The organism is Kaistia hirudinis (assembly GCF_014196455.1).
Classification (GTDB): Bacteria; Pseudomonadota; Alphaproteobacteria; order Rhizobiales; family Kaistiaceae; genus Kaistia; species Kaistia hirudinis.
In genome coordinates, this window is the sequence record NZ_JACIDS010000005.1 from 270,822 (window position 1) to 288,201 (window position 17,380).

Annotated in this window: 16 protein-coding genes and 1 riboswitch; of the genes, 7 read left to right on the forward strand and 9 right to left on the reverse strand. The window is 67.3% G+C overall.

What is annotated here, in order from left to right; all coding sequences use genetic code 11:
* Window positions 1-45: 45 nt before the first annotated feature.
* The 5 genes from metF to GGR25_RS19880 all read right to left on the reverse strand — a co-directional run bounded on the left by metF (window position 46) and on the right by GGR25_RS19880 (window position 5,278).
* Window positions 46-978 carry a methylenetetrahydrofolate reductase [NAD(P)H] gene (metF, locus tag GGR25_RS19860; RefSeq protein ID WP_183400602.1) on the reverse strand — a complete coding sequence of 311 codons (933 nt, stop codon included), beginning with the start codon at window positions 976-978 and terminating at the stop codon, window positions 46-48.
* A complete protein-coding gene (locus tag GGR25_RS19865) occupies window positions 978-1,991 on the reverse strand; it encodes an ArsR/SmtB family transcription factor (protein ID WP_183400603.1) in 1,014 nt (337 codons plus the stop codon). The genes metF and GGR25_RS19865 overlap by 1 nt, the downstream gene beginning before the upstream one ends.
* Window positions 1,992-2,075: 84 nt before the next feature.
* On the reverse strand, window positions 2,076-2,798 hold the full coding sequence (locus GGR25_RS19870; RefSeq protein ID WP_183400604.1) for a B3/B4 domain-containing protein: 723 nt from the start codon (window positions 2,796-2,798) through the stop codon (window positions 2,076-2,078).
* 96 nt (window positions 2,799-2,894) lie between these two features.
* Window positions 2,895-3,455 carry a manganese efflux pump MntP gene (locus GGR25_RS19875; RefSeq protein WP_183400605.1) on the reverse strand — a complete coding sequence of 187 codons (561 nt, stop codon included), beginning with the start codon at window positions 3,453-3,455 and terminating at the stop codon, window positions 2,895-2,897.
* A riboswitch (yybP-ykoY riboswitch) is annotated at window positions 3,451-3,633 on the reverse strand. Its footprint overlaps the gene before it by 5 nt.
* Window positions 3,634-3,814: 181 nt before the next feature.
* On the reverse strand, window positions 3,815-5,278 hold the full coding sequence (locus GGR25_RS19880; protein WP_183400606.1) for a catalase: 1,464 nt from the start codon (window positions 5,276-5,278) through the stop codon (window positions 3,815-3,817).
* Between the two features lie 155 nt (window positions 5,279-5,433).
* Between GGR25_RS19880 and GGR25_RS19885 the strand changes: the two genes are divergently transcribed.
* Together GGR25_RS19885 and GGR25_RS19890 are read left to right on the forward strand one after the other, a co-directional pair.
* A complete protein-coding gene (locus GGR25_RS19885) occupies window positions 5,434-6,339 on the forward strand; it encodes a LysR substrate-binding domain-containing protein (protein WP_183400607.1) in 906 nt (301 codons plus the stop codon).
* 131 nt (window positions 6,340-6,470) lie between these two features.
* Entirely contained in the window at window positions 6,471-8,033 is a 1,563-nt protein-coding gene (locus GGR25_RS19890; protein WP_246410123.1) for a restriction endonuclease, read from the forward strand.
* Between the two features lie 6 nt (window positions 8,034-8,039).
* Here the strand turns inward: GGR25_RS19890 and tam are convergent, their stop codons facing one another.
* The gene (gene tam / locus GGR25_RS19895; RefSeq protein ID WP_183400610.1) at window positions 8,040-8,819 is read right to left on the reverse strand and encodes a trans-aconitate 2-methyltransferase; all 780 of its coding nucleotides are present in this window, start codon (window positions 8,817-8,819) and stop codon (window positions 8,040-8,042) included.
* Between the two features lie 156 nt (window positions 8,820-8,975).
* Here tam and GGR25_RS19900 point away from each other — a divergent pair, with 156 nt between their 5' ends.
* Entirely contained in the window at window positions 8,976-9,659 is a 684-nt protein-coding gene (locus GGR25_RS19900) for a hemerythrin domain-containing protein (protein WP_183400611.1), read from the forward strand.
* 464 nt (window positions 9,660-10,123) lie between these two features.
* Window positions 10,124-10,729 carry a glycoside hydrolase family 19 protein gene (locus GGR25_RS19905; RefSeq protein WP_183400612.1) on the forward strand — a complete coding sequence of 202 codons (606 nt, stop codon included), beginning with the start codon at window positions 10,124-10,126 and terminating at the stop codon, window positions 10,727-10,729.
* Window positions 10,730-10,762: 33 nt separating this feature from the next.
* On the opposite strand, the gene ettA is transcribed toward GGR25_RS19905, so the two are convergent.
* From ettA to GGR25_RS19920, 3 genes are all read right to left on the reverse strand, one after another.
* Window positions 10,763-12,415: an energy-dependent translational throttle protein EttA gene (gene ettA / locus GGR25_RS19910; protein ID WP_183400613.1), complete on the reverse strand. Its 1,653-nt coding sequence runs from the start codon at window positions 12,413-12,415 to the stop codon at window positions 10,763-10,765.
* 142 nt (window positions 12,416-12,557) lie between these two features.
* The gene (locus GGR25_RS19915; RefSeq protein WP_183400615.1) at window positions 12,558-12,938 is read right to left on the reverse strand and encodes an SEL1-like repeat protein; all 381 of its coding nucleotides are present in this window, start codon (window positions 12,936-12,938) and stop codon (window positions 12,558-12,560) included.
* Between the two features lie 4 nt (window positions 12,939-12,942).
* The gene (locus tag GGR25_RS19920) at window positions 12,943-14,160 is read right to left on the reverse strand and encodes an NAD(P)/FAD-dependent oxidoreductase (RefSeq protein WP_183400616.1); all 1,218 of its coding nucleotides are present in this window, start codon (window positions 14,158-14,160) and stop codon (window positions 12,943-12,945) included.
* 235 nt (window positions 14,161-14,395) lie between these two features.
* Between GGR25_RS19920 and GGR25_RS19925 the strand changes: the two genes are divergently transcribed.
* The 3 genes from GGR25_RS19925 to nagA are packed head-to-tail and all read left to right on the forward strand — an operon-like array spanning window position 14,396 to window position 17,380.
* Window positions 14,396-15,145, forward strand: coding sequence for a GntR family transcriptional regulator (locus tag GGR25_RS19925; protein WP_183400617.1), 750 nt, complete (start codon window positions 14,396-14,398; stop codon window positions 15,143-15,145).
* 22 nt (window positions 15,146-15,167) lie between these two features.
* On the forward strand, window positions 15,168-16,190 hold the full coding sequence (locus GGR25_RS19930) for an SIS domain-containing protein (RefSeq protein WP_183400618.1): 1,023 nt from the start codon (window positions 15,168-15,170) through the stop codon (window positions 16,188-16,190).
* Between the two features lie 26 nt (window positions 16,191-16,216).
* A complete protein-coding gene (gene nagA, locus GGR25_RS19935; RefSeq protein ID WP_183400619.1) occupies window positions 16,217-17,380 on the forward strand; it encodes an N-acetylglucosamine-6-phosphate deacetylase in 1,164 nt (387 codons plus the stop codon).

A 17,380-nucleotide genomic window follows, 5' to 3' on the forward strand; every position in this document is an offset into this window, starting at 1 on the left:
AGGATGACCAGATATAAGGTCATTCTGACCCGAATTCCAGCTTTCCTACGCCGCCACGGCCTCCCCGGATGCGGGCGCGGGCTTCGCGGACCGCATGCCCAGCAGGTGACAGATCGCATAGACGAGATCGGCGCGGTTCATGGTGTAGAAATGGAAATCCGTCACGCCGCGGTCGACGAGATCGAGCACCTGCTCGGCGCAGACTGCCGCCGCGACGAGCTGGCGCGTCGACGGATCGTCCTCCAGCCCCTCGAAGCGGGCGGCGAACCAGGGCGGCACGCTGGCGCCGGCCTTCTGCGCGAACTTCGCCGTCTGGGTGAAGTTCAGCACCGGAACGATGCCCGGCACGATCGGGATGGAGAGGCCCGCCGCCGCGACACGGTCCAGGAAGGCCGAATAGAGGTCGTTGTCGAAGAAGAACTGGGTGATGGCGCGGTTCGCGCCGGCATCGACCTTGCGCTTCAGATTGTCGATCTCGGTCGACCAGTCGGGGCTCTCGGGATGGCGCTCGACATAGGCCGAGACCGACACCTCGACCTCGGGATGACGCGCACGGATCGCAGCGACGAGGTCGGCCGAATAGGCGTAGCCGCCCGGATGCGGCCGATAGGTCGCGCCGATGCCCTCGACCGGATCGCCGCGCAGCGCCACGATGTGGCGCACACCTGTCGCGGCATAGTCGTCGACCACCGCATCCACCTCGGCGCTGGTCGCCCCGACGCAGGTCAGATGCGCCGCCGGGTTCAGCGTGGTCTCCGAGAGGATGCGGGCGAGCGTCGCGTGGGTGCGCTCGCGCGTCGAGCCGCCCGCGCCATAGGTCACCGAGACGAAGGACGGGCTCAGAGGGGCCAGACGCTCGATCGACGTCCAGAGCGTCTGCTCCATCGCCTCCGTCTTGGGCGGAAAGAACTCGAACGAGACGCCCAGTCCGTTCGCTCCGCCGCCGTTCCGGCTCGCCCGGCCGCCAGCTTCCGTCATCACGCCGTCTCCATCCCCGAGATTTCTTCCGCGACCAGCAGGCGCGGATCGCGCGCCAGCCAGATCGTCACCGTCAATTGTTCCGTCCTGTCGCCCGCGCCGAGATCGGCCGTCTCGACCAGATCGAGCCCCGCCTTGCCGATCCAGCCGGCCATGGCCTCATGCGAGAAGCCGAGCCGGCGATGCGCATGGCGCTCGCGCAGGAACTCCAGCGCATGCGGCGCGAAATCGACCACCAGCAGCCGTCCGCCCGGCCGCAGCACGCGCGCGGCCTCGGCGATCGCCTCGCCGGGATCGTCGAGAAAATGCAGCACCTGATGGATCGTCACGAGATCGAAGCTGCCGGCAGCGAGCGGCAGTTTCATGATGTCGCCATGCCGGATCTGCGCGTGGCGGACCCCGGCCTTGTCGAGATTGGCGCGCGCGACCGCGAGCATGGCGGTCGAGGCATCGATGCCGACGCCCTGCCGATAGAGTGGCGCGAAAAGCTCGAGCAGACGACCCGTGCCGGTGCCGATATCGAGCAGGCGATCGACCGGCCGTCCACCGAGGAGGCGCAGCATCGTCGCCTCCACCGCCGCGTCCGGCACATGCAGCGAACGGATCGTATCCCAATCGGCGGCGTTGGCCGTGAAATAGCGCGCCGCCTCCGCGGCGTGCTCGCGCTTGACGGCGGCCAGCCATTCGCGATCGCGGATCAGCGTCGGATCGGTGAAATCGGCCAGCGCCGTCAGGTCTTGCACCAGCCGCCGCGCCGCGCCACCTTCGGCGATCCGGTAATAGACCCAGGCGCCCTCCGGATAGCGCGCGATCAGCCCGGCCTCGGCGAGCAGCTTGAGATGGCGCGAGATCCGCGGCTGCGACTGGCCGAGGATCGCGGTCAGATCCTTCACCGTCAGCTCGCTCCGCGCCAGCAGAACCAGGATGCGATAGCGCGTCGCCTCGCCCGCCGCCTTGAGCGCGGCGATCAGGGGTTCGGTCGCTATCGTGGGAGAAGCTCGGCTTGCGCTCATGTCGATCCAGCCTGCGCGGCACTGCGCCCTCGCGTGGCCAGCAACATATAAAGATATCTTTATATGTGTAAAGGGTGTCCGCCGCTAAATCGCGATCTCGACCAGCGGCTGCCTCCGGTCCGCGGTCACGAAGCGACCCTTGCCGCCACAGGACGCACCGACGAGCGCGATGAGATCCTGCGCGGCTGTCTCGACGCTGCCCGCCCCGTTCGACTGGATCGTCACGACGGCGCGCCGCGTCGTGGGGCCGACGAGCGAGCGCGCGTCCTGACGCCAGTTCCAGCGCCGGCAGAGCACCTTCTCGTGATCGGCATAGACCACCTCGCCCTCCTTGGGCGGATCTTCGGCGGGAGCGCCGCCCTCCCCCTCCTCGCCGCCAGCCATGTCGAGGAAGCTGTCGCCCGGCCGGGCATAGCGGAAGGCGATATCACCCGCGACGCGGTCGAGATCATCCGCCCCGATCGGCAGGACATGCGCGATCGAGACGGCGTTATAGGCGTCGACAAAGGGATTGATCGCCGGGAGCGGGCGATCGGCCAGCATGTTCTTGACGAGGCGCTCGACCGAGGAGCGGTAGCTGGTCTTCTTGATCCCGAAGGCGCGGTAGGCGCGCCGCCAGGCGGCCACGCCCGGGATCTCCGAAAGCTCGGTGCCGGCAAAGCGCGCCCGGACATCCGCCTCGCGCCGCGCGATCTCTGCCGACAGAACGGGCGTTCGCCCTTCTCCGATCGCCAGTCCGTCGAAGATGACCACGGCGACGCGAAAATCCGGAAAGACCTCGGAAAGCTCGGAAATGTCGATGCGCATGCCACCCCCCTCTCGATGGAAGCGGGTGGTAGTGCATTTCGGCGTGCGGCAGAAGCGACGAATTGCTCCCGAAGCGCCCCGGACGGAAACGAATCCTCAGCCCGCGGCGAGGTGTTCGACGAGGATCGCACCGCCGAGAATGATCAGCGCCGCGCCCGCCACCAGTTCCGCGGCTCGGCCGAACTGGTCGCCGATAAGGCGCCCGACCAGCATGCCGCCCGACGACATGACGAACGTGGCGAGGCCGATCGCGATGGCGATGACGACGATGTTCACGTCGAGGAAGGCGAGCGACACGCCGACGGCCATGGCGTCGAGGCTGGTGCCGAGCGCGGTGGCGAGCAGCACGGCGATGGATCGGCCCTTGGGCGCTTCGTCCTGACGCTTCCAGATGGCGGCATAGAGCATGTGAAGGCCGACGGCGCCGAGCAGCCCGAACGCGATCCAGTGGTCGACGGCCTCGATGTAGCGGCTCGCGGCGAGGCCGGCGGCCCAGCCGATCACCGGCGTCGCGGCTTCGACGAGGCCGAACACCGCGCCGGTGCGCAGCGCCTCGCCGACACGCGGACGGCCGATCGCCGCGCCACGGCCGACGGAGACGGCAAAGGCATCGACGGACATGCTGAAGGCCAGCACGAGAATGGCAAAGGGAGACATGACAATGACCAACGGACGAGAGACCGCGCCCCGGAAACCTCTCCGTCCGCGGGAGAGCCGGCACAACGGTCTGGTCTGGCCGATCGTTCGGCTGACCGCGCCATGCGCTGCTGCGCAAGCCTGTTGACGCGATCCCGCTCGGAGGCGGTGACTACTCCCCGATGACGATGTCGATAGGCATCGTGGAGGAGGAAGTCAAACGATTTCAAAGAGTTAAAATGGTTCTGAAAAGCATTCGCAACTGCCGCATCGACGATATGCGCCGCAGCATGGAGCATCGCGGTCAGGTCACGCCCAACAAAAAAGGCCCCGTCCCTGCGGACGGAGCCCTTTTGAAAGACATCGTTATGACGGCTCGGTCACTCCGCCGCGGCGGCGAGGCCTTCCGTCGCGAGGCCGAGCTTGCGGGCGACGCCGAAGCCATATTCCGGATCCGCCCGATAGAAGTGCACGAGTTGGCGATTGACGATCTCGATCGGCACGCCCTGCATCGCCGCGGCGAGATTGCCGAAGAGCCGCTCCTTCTGCTCCGGCGTGAACAGGCGGAACAGATCGCCGGGCTGCTGATAGTCGTCATTGCCCTTGCGGCGATCATAGCGGTCCGCGTCGCCCGAGAGTTTCAGCGGCGGCTCGCGGAACTTGTCGTCCTGCTTCGGCCCGCCGAAGGAATTGGGCTCGTAATAGGCGTCGGGATTGGTGCCGGGCGGGAAGAACCGCATGGCGCCGTCCTTGTGATAGTTGTGGACCGGCACCTTCGGCGCGTTGACCGGCAGCGCCTCGTAATGCGTGCCGAGGCGATAGCGATGCGCGTCGGCATAGGAAAAGATGCGCGCCTGCAGCATCTTGTCGGGCGAAAAGCCGATACCTGGCACGATGTTCGACGGCGAAAAGGCGACCTGCTCGATCTCGGCGAAATAATTGTCGGCGTTGCGGTTCAGCTCGAGGATGCCGACATCGATCGGCGGATAGTCGGCATGCGGCCACACCTTGGTGAGGTCGAAGGGATTGTACCAGGTCTTCTCCGCGTCGAGCTCGGGCATGACCTGGACCTGAAGCCGCCAGCGCGGGAACTCGCCGCGCTCGATCGCGCCGAACAGATCCTCCTGCGTCGATTCGCGGGTGCGCCCCACGACCTCCGCCGCCTCTCCATTGGTCCAGTGCTTGTGGCCCTGCAGCGTCTTGAAGTGGAACTTGACCCAGAAGCGCTCGCCGGCTGCGTTGATGAAGGAATAGGTGTGCGAGCCGTAGCCGTTCATGTGGCGGACGGTCTGCGGCAGCCCGCGATCGGAAAAGAGGATCGTGACCTGATGCAGACTCTCCGGCGAAAGCGACCAGAAATCCCACATCGCCGTCGGCGAACGCAGATTGGTCTTCGGATGACGCTTCTGCGTGTGGATGAAATCGGGGAACTTCAGCGGGTCGCGCACGAAGAAGACGGGTGTGTTGTTGCCGACGAGGTCCCAATTGCCCTCGTCGGTATAGAACTTCAGCGCAAAGCCGCGCACGTCGCGCTCGGCATCGGCCGCGCCGGTCTCGCCGGCAACGGTCGAAAAGCGGGCCATCATCTCGATCTTCTTGCCGACCTGCGCGAAGACGCTCGCCTTGGTGTATTGCGTGATGTCGTGGGTGATGGTCAGCGTGCCGTGCGCGCCCCAGCCCTTGGCGTGCACGACGCGCTCGGGGATGCGCTCACGGTTCTGGTGCGCCAGCTTCTCGACGAGCTGCCAATCCTGCATGAGCACCGGCCCACGCTCGCCGGCCGTCAGCGAATTCTGATTGTCGGAGATCGGCGCGCCCGCCGTCGTGGTCATCTTGTCGGTCATGGCGCCCTCCAGGCTGCTGCGGCCGCTCCATCGGCCGGCTCTTGGTGGCTGCAACATGCCATGTGCCTTAGATCGGTTCCAATCATATTGAAGGGTTAGGACGATAAGTCCTACCTATCGGGATCGACCAAACCGCAGGAAACCATTCTCGCGCCGTGATCACCCTTCGTCAGCTCCGCTATTTCGAAGCCGTCGCCCGGCACCTGCATTTCGGCCGCGCCGCCGACGAATGCGGCATATCCCAGCCCGCGCTCTCGCAGCAGATTCGCGAGATGGAGGCGATCTTGGGCCTGCCGCTGGTCGAGCGCGGCGCACGCCGAGTCGCGCTGACGGCGAAGGGCACGGAGATCGCCCGCCGCGGCCTCAAGATCCTTGGCGATGTGCGCGACCTCACGGACTTCGCGCGCCATGGTGCCTCCGTCCTGTCGGGCATGCTGAAGCTCGGGGTCATCCCCTCCGTAGCGCCCTATGTGCTGCCCCGCGTCCTGCCGCGCGTGCAGCAGACTTATCCGACGCTCGAACTGCAGCTACGGGAGACGCGGACCGACCAGCTCGTCGACGAACTGCTGCAGGGACAACTGGACCTGGTCCTGATGGCGCTGCCGACGGGCGAGCCGGGCCTCGACAGCCGCAAGCTGTTCGAGGATCGCTTTCTCCTCGCCTCGCGCGCCGGCGCGGCGGTCGACGAGACCCGTCTCGCGACGCCCGACCAGATCGAGCCCGAGCGGCTGCTTCTGCTCGAGGATGGCCACTGCCTGCGCGACCAGGCGCTGCGCTATTGCGGCATTGCGCGCACCGAGCGGATGAACGGCTTCGGCGCGGCGAGCCTTTCGACGATCATGCAGATGGTCGCCAACGGCTATGGCGTGACGCTGCTGCCCGAAATGTGCGTCGAGGTGGAGGCGCGCGACGCGCGCATCGCGCTGACGCGATTCGCGGCGCCCGAGCCCTCGCGCGAGATCGGGCTCGTCTGGCGCTCCTCCTCGCCCCGCCGGCACGATTTCGATGCGTTCGGCGACATGCTCGTCGCCGCCATCGGCGAGACGCGATCCGCATCCTGACGAAGCCAGGCCCGGTGATGGGCGATGCGAATCGGGCGAACTCATCTACTATGACGCGTTAGCGGTTTCGTCGCAGGCGACCGGAGGGGGCGTTGCCGCACGATCGAAGGCTCGGGAGCATCGGATTGGCCATGGCGCGGCAGGCGGCGCGGGGCCAAAGGCTCGCCGAGGAGGCGGCCCGCGAGGAAGCCGCCGAGACCCGCCGCCTGCAGGCTGTCGAGCTTCGCCTTGCGCTCAAGGCGGAACGGGAAGCCTTGCGCGCGGCGATCCGGCCCGGCTTCCGCCGCCCGGAGGATTCCCGCAGCGAGAAGGAACTCTTTCTCCGCGAAAAGCAGCACGAGGCCGGCGAGCGGGCCGCGGAGATCCGCGAACGCTGGCGCGCGGCGCAATCGCTGCTCGCCGACGGCCTCGCGAACCGCTGCACCTTCTTCCTCGACGATCTCCGCCTGACCGAGCCGCCGCCCGAGATGCCGCCGCCGCCCGAGCTCGCCCATCCGGAACCGCGCCCCGCACAAGACCCCGTCGGCGCGCGGGATGAGCGCGCCTGGGGGCTCGCCACGCTGGTGCACAGGAGCCGGCCACGGACGAACCCGGCCGAGGACGAGGCGGCCCGCCTCGCGCGCCTCGCGGCGCAAGCGCAATGGGCCGAACAGGAACGGCGCCGGCTCGAGCGGCTCACGGCGTGGGAGGTGGCGCAGGAGAGCGACCACGAGGCGTTCCGCCTGAAGCAGCTCTGGCGGGCGCGCGAGATCGAGGCCATGGGCCAGGCCATCGTCGACGGCGATCCGGAGGCGATCGCCGCCTATGCCGCCCTCACGTTGGAACGCTCCGTCTATCCGCCCGGCTTTCCGCGCGATTTCGACATCGCCTTCGACCGGGCGAGCGGCGTGCTGACCGTCGAGATGATGCTGCCCGACATCGCGATCCTGCCGCTCGACACGGATGTCCAATACATCCAGTCGAGCAACCAGATCGTCCCGGTGCCGATCCGCGGTCTCGACCGCAAATTCATCTATCACGACGTCATCGCCATGACGGCGCTGCGCACCATGCACGAGCTCTGCGGCGCCGTTGTCGGCCTGCCCGTCTCTGTGATCGGCTTCAACGGCCTGATCGCGCGCCGGTCATGGGAGGGCAGCGGACCACCGCTCTGCGTCGTCTCGCTGCGCGCGACCACCGCCGCCTTCACGCATCTCGATCTCTCCAAGGTCGATGCGAAGGCCACGGTCCGCGCGCTCGGCGGCGTGATCGCCCGGCCGACCGACGAAAGCCCGGCCGTGTCGCCGATCGTGACCATGCCGGCACGGTCCACGCGGGACCTGCCGCGGATCGACCTGCAGGATCCGGCGCCTTTCCGCCTGGCACTGGAACGCCTCGCGGCCGATCTCGGCTTCGATGCGGTCCGTTCGATCGATGCGGGCGACGCGCTCCGTCTCGTCGCGTTCGACGATCACCCGCTGGTCGGCGGCAAGGTCATATTGGGCGCGGTGCCGGACGCGGCGGCCAACGAGGCGTCCGTTTCCGCCTTTCTGGATGCCATCGCCACGGAGGGCGCGGTCCGGGGCATTCTGGTCAGTGACGGAACGTTCGATCTGGCGGCGATCCGCCGGGCCGAGCGCCGCCCGGTCGAGCTGATAGACCGGCACGGCCTCGCGCTTCTGGCGCGCCTGCCGGCACGGCCCGCCGAAGACTGAAACGCTTCAGGCTCGGATCGCCACCAGGAAGAGGCGCGGAAAGCGCAGCAGCACCTTGCCGTCGGCGAGCGGCGGATAGGCTGCGGCGATGGCCGCGCGATAGGCATCGAGATAGGCAGCGCGCCGCGCCCCCGGCAGAGCGCCGAGATAAGGCCTGAGGCCGGTGCCCTTGACCCATTCGACGATCGCCTCCGCATCCTGAAGCGGATGGTTGTAGATCGTGTGCCAGATATCGATCCCGGCCGCGTTCGGCGCGAACGCATCATAATAGTCGCGCGGCGCGGGAAGCGCGGGCCGACGCAGCGAGCGGCCGGCGAATTCATCGGCAAAGGCCGCGTCCTGCGCGACGCTCTCCATGAGGCGGTGGGTGGGTTCCGATAGATTGTCGGGCATCTGCACGGCGAGGACGCCGCCGGCGGGCAGTGCCGCGAACAGGCGCTGCAGCACGGCGAGATGATCCGGCACCCATTGGAAGACCGCATTGGCGAAGAGCAGGTCGAACGGCTCCGCCGGCGTCCAGACGGTCAGATCCGCCTCTTCGAAGTTGACCGCCGGCAGGCGTTCGCGGGCCGCGCGCAGCATGTCGGGAGCGGAATCGAGGCCCACCACCTCCGCGCCGGGCCAGCGCTCGACCAGAAGCTCGGTCGAATTGCCGGGCCCGCAGCCGAGATCGGCGATTCGCGCCGGGCTGGCGAGCGGGATATGCGCGATCAGATCGCGCACCGGGCGCGTCCGCTCATCCTCGAACTTCACATATTGTCCGGCTGACCACGCAATCGCGCTCATCGACGACACCCTGCTCCGCTTGCGGCTCTGCTTGGCGCGGGAGAAAGAGTCCGGTCCGCCGGCTCCCGCGAAGACGCGGCCGCGACTGTGACCGACGTCATATCCCCCGAGAAGGCCCGGCACTAGCTTCGCCGAACACAATGACAGGAGGGTGTCGTGATCTGGATCACCCCCGATCTCTATGGCCCCGGACAACGGGCGCTGCGCATTGCACTTGCCCGCTTCGTCGACCGACTCGAAACGGCCTCTGCGGAGGCTGAATCGGTGCCGGCGCTGGCGTGCGCCTGGACGACCGTGATCGAGCTGGTCGAGGCGCAAGGCAGCAGCGAGGCAGCCTGCCTTCACCCGATGCTGCGGCTTCGCGCGCCCGCCTTCGCGGAGCGGCTCGACCGCCAGCACGGGCGCCTCGAACGCAGCGCCGGCGCCATCAGCCGCGTACTGGCCAGTCTCCGCGACATCGAGACCGATGCCGCACGGCAAAAGGCGATCCGCGAGACCTGCCGCCTCGCGGCTACCTTCCTCGCCGACTGCGAGCAGCACCAGCGCGAGGAACGCCAGGGCGCATTGCCCGTCCTTCTCGACGCCTTCCCGCCGCCGGCGCTCCATGCAGCCGCGCGCGCCCTGGCGGCGACCGCGCCGTCGATCGAAGACGGGCAGGACCACCAGCGCGCCGACCCATCGGCCGGCTCGAACTTCTTCGCTCACGCCCGCCGCAGCCTTGAACGCGCCGCGCGCGGCGCCCGACCGAGTGTCGAGCACAGAGCCCACGTCACACGAGCACCGCGCCGGGATCGCCGGCCTGTGACCGGCGTCACAGACGGACGCGACGGAACGAAATAGGGTCCAATCAAGTTGATGACGCGGATGACCCCGCCGCGTCACGGACGGAAGAGAAGCGTGGTGACGATCGATACGGACCTCCCGGTCGTCGGCCAATGCCGGAGCTTCCGAACAATTACGGCCCCCTGCCGGCGCGGCGTCTTCGCTGCGACAGCAGGGGACCTTCGAGACCCTCGGCCACTTGTGGCTGAGGAAGAGCGGACGGCCCTGCCCCTGCCCCCCTAGACCCAGGTGGGGTCGTCCGCTGCAAATTCGAGATGCCGCGCTCCCCCCGGGCACGGCAAAGCCCAAACCGGCCCAGCCGGTGGGGCGACGAGCGATCCATCGGCGACGCATAGCCGGCGCCGAAGGATCGCTCGTTCGCATTTGGACGCCCTTTGGTTGCACGCCCCCGATAAATACAACCCATGAGATCAATTCATGGTAGCATGCACCCCTGGGTTACACCCCACGGGAGGCTGCACATGATCAACCGCGACTTCTTCTTCAAGCAGGTTCGGCTGACGCACTTCGGCGGATCGCTCAGCGCCAAGCAGGTAAACGGGCTGACCGGCCTGCTTGATGAATGGGAAAAGCACCACGCCGCGCGCGACGACCGCTGGCTCGCCTATGCCCTTGCGACGGCGCATCACGAGACCGATCGGACGATGCAACCGATCCACGAATACGGAACGCGCGAGCGCTTCATGCGGCTCTACGACATTTCGGGCGTGGACCCGAAACGCGCCAAGAGCATGGGCAATACGAAGGTCGGTGACGGCGCGCTCTATTGCGGCCGCGGCTTCGTCCAGCTGACGTGGAAGAACAACTACATCCGCGCAGGAAACGAGATCGGCTATCCCGAACTCGTGAACAATCCCGACGATGCGATGAAGCCGGAATATGCCCGCCCGATCCTCTTCCAAGGCATGATCGGCGGCTGGTTCACCACCAGGAAGCTGCCAGACTATTTCAATCCCAACAAGGCAGACTGGGTCGGCGCCCGCGCCATCATCAATGGCAAGGACAAGGCCAATCTGATCGCGGGCTATGGCGAGGCCTATTACGCCGCGATCAGCTATACGACGTGAGAACGGCGCGGGCGGCGAGCCCGCGCCCCTTCATCAGCGCGTCAGCGGCTTGTACTTGATCCGGTGCGGGTTCAGCGCATCCGGACCGAGGCGACGCTTCTTGTCTTCCTCATAGTCCTGGAAGTTGCCCTCGAACCACTCGACATGGCTGTCGCCCTCGAAGGCGAGGATATGCGTCGCCAGGCGGTCGAGGAACATGCGGTCGTGGCTGATGATGACCGCGCAGCCCGCGAAATCCTCCAGCGCCTCTTCCAGCGCCGAGAGCGTCTCGGTGTCGAGGTCGTTGGTCGGCTCGTCGAGCAGGATGACGTTGTTCGCATCCTTGAGCAGCTTGGCGAGGTGCACGCGGTTGCGCTGGCCGCCCGAGAGCGAGCCCACCTTCTGCTGCTGGTCGCCGCCCTTGAAGTTGAACGCGCCGCAATAGGCGCGCGAGTTCATCTCGCGCTTGCCGAGATAGAACACCTCGGCGCCGCCGGAGATTTCCTCCCAGACGGTCTTGTTGTCGGCGAGATCGTCGCGGCCCTGATTGACGTAGCCGAGATGCACGGTGTCGCCGAGCGAGATCGAGCCGGAATCGGGCTTCTCCTCGCCGGTGATCAGGCGGAACAGCGTCGACTTGCCGGCGCCGTTCGGGCCGATCACGCCGACGATGCCGCCGGGCGGCAGCTTGAACGAGAGATTCTCGATCAGCACGCGATCGCCATAGCTCTTGGTGAGGTTTTCGACGTCGATGACCTTCTCGCCGAGCCGCTCGCCAACGGGAATGACGATCTGCGTGTTGAACAGCGTCTTGTCCTGCGACGCCTCGACCAGCTCGTCATAGGCGCGGATACGAGCCTTGGACTTGGACTGCCGGGCCTTGGGCGAAGCCGCGATCCACTCGCGCTCACGCTGCAGCGCGCGCTGGCGGGTGGCCTCCTCGCGGCCCTCCTGCTCCATGCGCTTCGCCTTCTTCTCCAGATAGGTCGAGTAATTGCCCTCATAGGGAATGCCGCGGCCGCGATCGAGTTCGAGGATCCAGCCGGTGACATTGTCGAGGAAGTAGCGATCGTGGGTGACGATCAGGATCGCGCCCGGATATTCGCGCAGATGCTTCTCGAGCCAGTTGATCGACTCGGCGTCGAGATGGTTCGTCGGCTCGTCGAGGAGCAGCAGGTCCGGCTGCTCGAGCAGCAGGCGGCAGAGCGCGACGCGGCGGCGCTCACCGCCGGAGAGCTTGTCGACCGGCGAGTCGCTCGGCGGGCAGCGCAGCGCTTCCATCGCCATCTCGACCTGCGATTCGAGATCCCAGAGATTCTGGCTGTCGATGATGTCCTGAAGCTTGGCGCCCTCCTCCGCGGTCTCGTCGGAGTAGTTCATCATCAGTTCGTTGTAGCGCTCGAGAATCGCCGTCTTCTTGGCGACGCCGAGCATGACGTTCTCAAATACGGTCTTGGTCGGATCGAGATGCGGCTCCTGCGGCAGGTAGCCGACATTCGCGCCCTGCGCGACCCAGGCCTCGCCCGTAAATTCCTTGTCGAGGCCGGCCATGATCTTGAGCAGGGTCGACTTACCCGAGCCGTTCGGGCCGAGCACGCCGATCTTCGCGTCCGGGTAGAAGGAGAGGTTGATGTTCTCCAGCACCTTCTTGCCGCCAAGATAGGACTTGGTCAGGCCCTGCATGAAATAGATGAACTGCCGCGCCATGTACTGCTCCGATGCCGCCCGCTTTCGGGGCGGAGCGAATATGGGAAGGGGGTTGGCGCTCTTCTAGTCGAACGGATGCTGCGGGGCAATGTGAACGGCACGGCGGCGCATGCGATGCGAGGGAGCGCATGGAGGACGATCCCTAAATGTCCTCCCCTCGCTCCTTGGCGAGATGAGCCTCGACGTCGTAGGCGAGCGACTGGACATCGATAGCGTCAGCCTCGCCAAGTTCGGCCGAGCGATCGATCCAGCGCTTCACGTCCTGTCGATCGCCGCGCTGATTGGCCATCATCGCCAGGTTCCAGGCGGCTACCGCGCTACCGAAATCATTGGCCATCAGAAGCCACTTCATCGCGGCATCATCGTCGCCGTCGTAGGATAGATGACAGCCCAGCGACTCGATCGCCAATTGATGTCCCTCCTCCGCCAGCAACTTCAGTTGAGCCAAGCCGCGCTCGTAGTCCTCCTCGATGAGGTACAGGATCGGCTCAAGCCGCTCATCGATCTCGCCAACGAAGCTCATCGTCTCAGCCCTTCGGCATCAGCCCCTTCAGATCGACGCTCTCATCCGCCACCGCTTCCGGTGACGGCGAGAAGCCGGCGGCGAGCCAGCGGCGGCCGAGCATGTGATCGGTAGCGCGGTTGACGCTGTCGATCGCGACCAGCCTGTCACCGGCATAATGGAAGACGGAGAAGCTGCCGCTCCCCGGGTCGCCGCGCGTCACGGCCCGGTCGGCGTCCATTGAGAGGCCGACCATCTGGAGCTTGGCGTCGCCCTGGTCGGACCAGAACCACGGCACGGCGCGATAGGCCTCCGCCTTGCCCATCAGCGTGGCGCTGGCCGTCTTGGCCTGGTCGACGGCGTTCTGCACGCTTTCGAGCCGGACCGGGCGGCCGAGCGCCCAATGATGGAACGCGACGGCGTCGCCGGCCGCGACGATGCGCGGATCGGAGGTGCGCATGGCCTCGTCGACGACGATGCCGTTCAGGACGTCGAGCCCGGCTTCGGCGGCGAGTTCGACATTCGGCACCACGCCGACGCCGACGATCACCGTATCGGCCGGGATGCGCTCGCCGCTCGCCGTCTCCACGGCCACGACGGCGCCATTCTCGCCGATCAGCGCTGCAACCGGCGTCTCAAGGCGCACCGCCGAGCCGAGGCCGCGATGCAGATCGAGGAAATGGGCCGAAATCGCCGGCGCGACGACGCGGCCCATCAGCCGCGGAGCGGCTTCCAACACCGTCACGGTCTTGCCGAGGATGCGCGCAGTGGCCGCGAGTTCCAGCCCGATGAAGCCGCCACCGACCACGACGACATCCTTCGCCGCGGCGAAGCGCTCCTTGAGGCGGCGGGCGTCCTCGACGGTACGCAGCAGGAAGACATTGGCCAGATCGATGCCGGGCACCGGCGGAATGCGCACGCGCGCGCCGGTCGCCAGCACCAGGCCGTCGAAGGGCAGTTCGCCATCGTCGAGCACCACCTTGCCCGCCGCGCGGTCGATCTTCTGCACCGTCCGGCCGAGCATCAGCTCGACGCCGTTCTTCTCGTAGAACAGCGCCGGCCGCAGCTCCTGCAGCGCGTCCTCATCCGCCTTGATGAAGGCCTTGGACAGCGGCGGACGGTGATAGGGCAGTTCCTTTTCCGAGGAGACCAGCACGAGGCGCCCGTCGAAGCCGTCCGCGCGCAGGCTGGCAGCCGCCTGGGCGCCGGCATGGCCGCCGCCGATGATGACGATGTTCTTCATGGAAGTCCCTTGAACGATCGCGCGACACTCGCATCCGCCAGCCACCGGATGCAAGACCCGCCGCACCATTGGCCAGATATAAGACCACTATCGCAAATTGGTATTTTAAATGACGTCGAACGACCAGAATAACAGCGACGATTGTCGAATTGGTCTTGTCCGTGGCCTCGATTTGGTATTGAACTCGGAACCGACGTGAAGCGGCAGCGCTGCTCCGGAAATCGACAGACCGGCCATGACCGAGATCCTCCTGACATCCGACCGCCTCGCTGCGGCAGAGGGCGGGCCGCTCTATGTCCGCCTCCAGGCGATGATCCGGGACGCGGTCGAATCGGGCCGGCTCGCGCCCAATGCCAGCCTGCCGCCGGAGCGCGAACTCGCCAGCACGCTCGGCGTCTCCCGCGTCACCGTCCGCAAGGCGATCGGCGGTCTCGTCGCTGAAGGGCTGCTGCGTCAGCGTCACGGCTCGGGCACCTTCGTCGCCGGCGAGGGCAAGCGCTTCGAGCTGCCGCTGTCGCGCCTCTCTTCCTTCAGCGAGGACATGCGCTCGCGCGGGCTGGAACCGACGGCGCGCTGGCTGCTGCGGCAGGTCGGCATGCCCTCCTCGGCCGAGGCGATGATCCTCGGTCTCTCGCCGACGGAACGGATCACGCGGCTCAATCGCCTGCGTCTCGCCAATGGCGAGCCGATGGCGGTGGAGCGCTCGCTGCTGCCGGCCCGCCTCATGCCCGATCCGACGATCGTCGAGGGCTCGCTCTATGACGCGCTCGCCGCGGCAGGCCTCAGGCCCGTCCACGCGACCCAGCGCGTCAATGCCGAGAATGCCGATGAGGGCGACGCGCGCCTGCTCGGCATCCCCACCGGCGCCGCGATCCTCGCGATCGAACGCATCTCCCACCTCGCCGACGGCCGCGTCGTCGAATTCACCCGCTCCCATTATCGCGGCGACGCCTATGATTTCGTCGCCGAGCTGAAACCCGGCTGAGCCCGAACGAAGGACAGAGACCATGACGACGCTGATGCGCGCCGAAATCGACGAGACCCCGGAGGCCGTGCGCCGCCTGCTGACGGATTCGCGCGACGCGATCGCCGCCGCCGGTGCCGCGCTCCGCGCCCGCGATCCGTCCGTGATCGTGACCTGCGCCCGCGGCTCGTCGGACCACGCGGCGACCTTCTTCAAATATGCCTGCGAGATCACGGCCGGTGTGCCGGTCGCCTCGCTCGGCCCGTCCGTGGCCTCGATCTATGATGCGCCGCTACGCCTCTCCGGAGCGGCGGCGATCGCTCTCTCGCAGTCCGGCAAGAGCCCCGATCTCCTGGCGCTGTTCGAGGCGACCAAGAAGGCCGGCGCGACGACGATATCGCTCGTCAATGTCGAGGACGCGCCGCTCGCCGCCATGGCCGATATCTTCGTGCCGCTGCGCGCCGGCCCGGAGAAGAGCGTCGCCGCGACCAAGTCGTTCATCGGCGCCGCCGTCGCGACCCTGGCGGTGCTTGCCGAATGGCGCGGCGATTCCGGTTTGAAGGCGGCGCTCGCCGCCCTGCCCGACCGGCTGGAAGCGGCGCTCGCCTGCGACTGGAGCCCGGCGCTCGAAACCTTCGTCGGCGCCAAGTCGCTCTATACGATCGGCCGCGGCCCCGGCTTCGCCATGGCGCTCGAAGCCGCGCTCAAGTTCAAGGAGACGTCGATCCTGCATGCCGAGGCGCATTCCGGCGCGGAGCTGCAGCACGGCCCGGTCTCGCTGGTCGACGAGTTCTTCCCGCTTCTCGCCTTCATCCCCGAGGATGCCGCCGCGCCGAGCCTCGCCGCCACCGCCTCCGCGCTCACCGCGCGCGGCGCCACAATCTTTTCCGCCACGACCGCCGAGGTCGCCGGCCCGCGCCTGCCCGTCGCCCCGACCGGCCATCCGCTGACCGACCCGATCGCGATCGCCCTCTCCTTCTACCGCTTCGTCGAGAGCGTGTCGGTGGCGCGCGGCTACAATCCCGACAAGCCGCGGGGCCTCAAGAAGGTGACGGAAACGGTCTGAGCCGCCAGGAACAAGGACGCACCATCATGACCAGCCGGACCGCCTTCCTGGGCGCCACCGTCTTCAACGGCTATCGCCGCCTGACCGATACCGCCGTTCTCGTCGAGGACGGCATCGTCACAGCGCTCGCCGAGCCGGGCGAACTGCCGGAGGACGCGACCATCGTCAAGCTCCCGGACGGGCTGCTGACCGCGGGCTTCGTCGACCTGCAGGTGAATGGCGGCGGCGGCGCGCTGCTCAACAGCGCCGCGACCGTCGAGGGCGTGCGCACGATCTGCCGCGCCCATGCGCGCTACGGCACGACGGCCCTGCTGCCGACGCTGATCACCGACACGCCCGCCGTGACGCAGGCCGCGATCGACGCCGTGCGCGGCGCGATCGATGCCGGCGTGCCTGGCTGCCTCGGCATCCACATCGAAGGCCCGCACCTCTCGATCGCCCGCAAGGGCGCGCATGATCCGGCGCTGATCCGGCCGATGAACGACGCCGACATCGAGAGGCTCACCACGACCGGCATCGACCATGTGCTGACGACCGTCGCGGCCGAAATGGTCCCGCCGGCGCAGATCGCCCGGCTGACCCATGCCGGCGTCCATGTCGCGATCGGCCATTCCGATGCCTCCTACGAGACCGCGTCTGCGGCCTTCGCGGCCGGCGCACGCGGCGTCACGCATCTCTTCAATGCCATGAGCCAGCTGGGCCATCGCATGCCCGGCGTCGTCGGCGCGGCGCTGGACGGCCCGGACAGCTGGTGCGGCCTCATCGCGGATGGCTTCCATGTCCATCCGGCGGCGATCGCCAATGCACTCCGCGCCAAGCGGGCGCCAGGCCGCATCTATCTGGTGACCGACGCCATGTCGACGGTCGGCTCCGCACTGACGGAGTTCGAACTCAACGGCCGCGTCATCACGCGCGCCGGCGGCAAGCTGACGCTGGAGGACGGCACGCTCGCCGGCTCCGATCTCGACATGATCGGCGCGCTCCGCTTCATGACCAATGTCGTCGGCCTGCCGCTCGACGAGACGCTACGCATGGCCTCGCTCTATCCGGCGGAGTTCCTGGGCATCGACCGCACGCATGGCCGCATCGCGCCCGGCGCGCGCGCCGATTTCGTGCTTCTCGGCGAGGACCTTTCGGCCGAAGCGGTCTATATCGGAGGCGAACGACAGACCTTCGAACCGCTCGCCTGA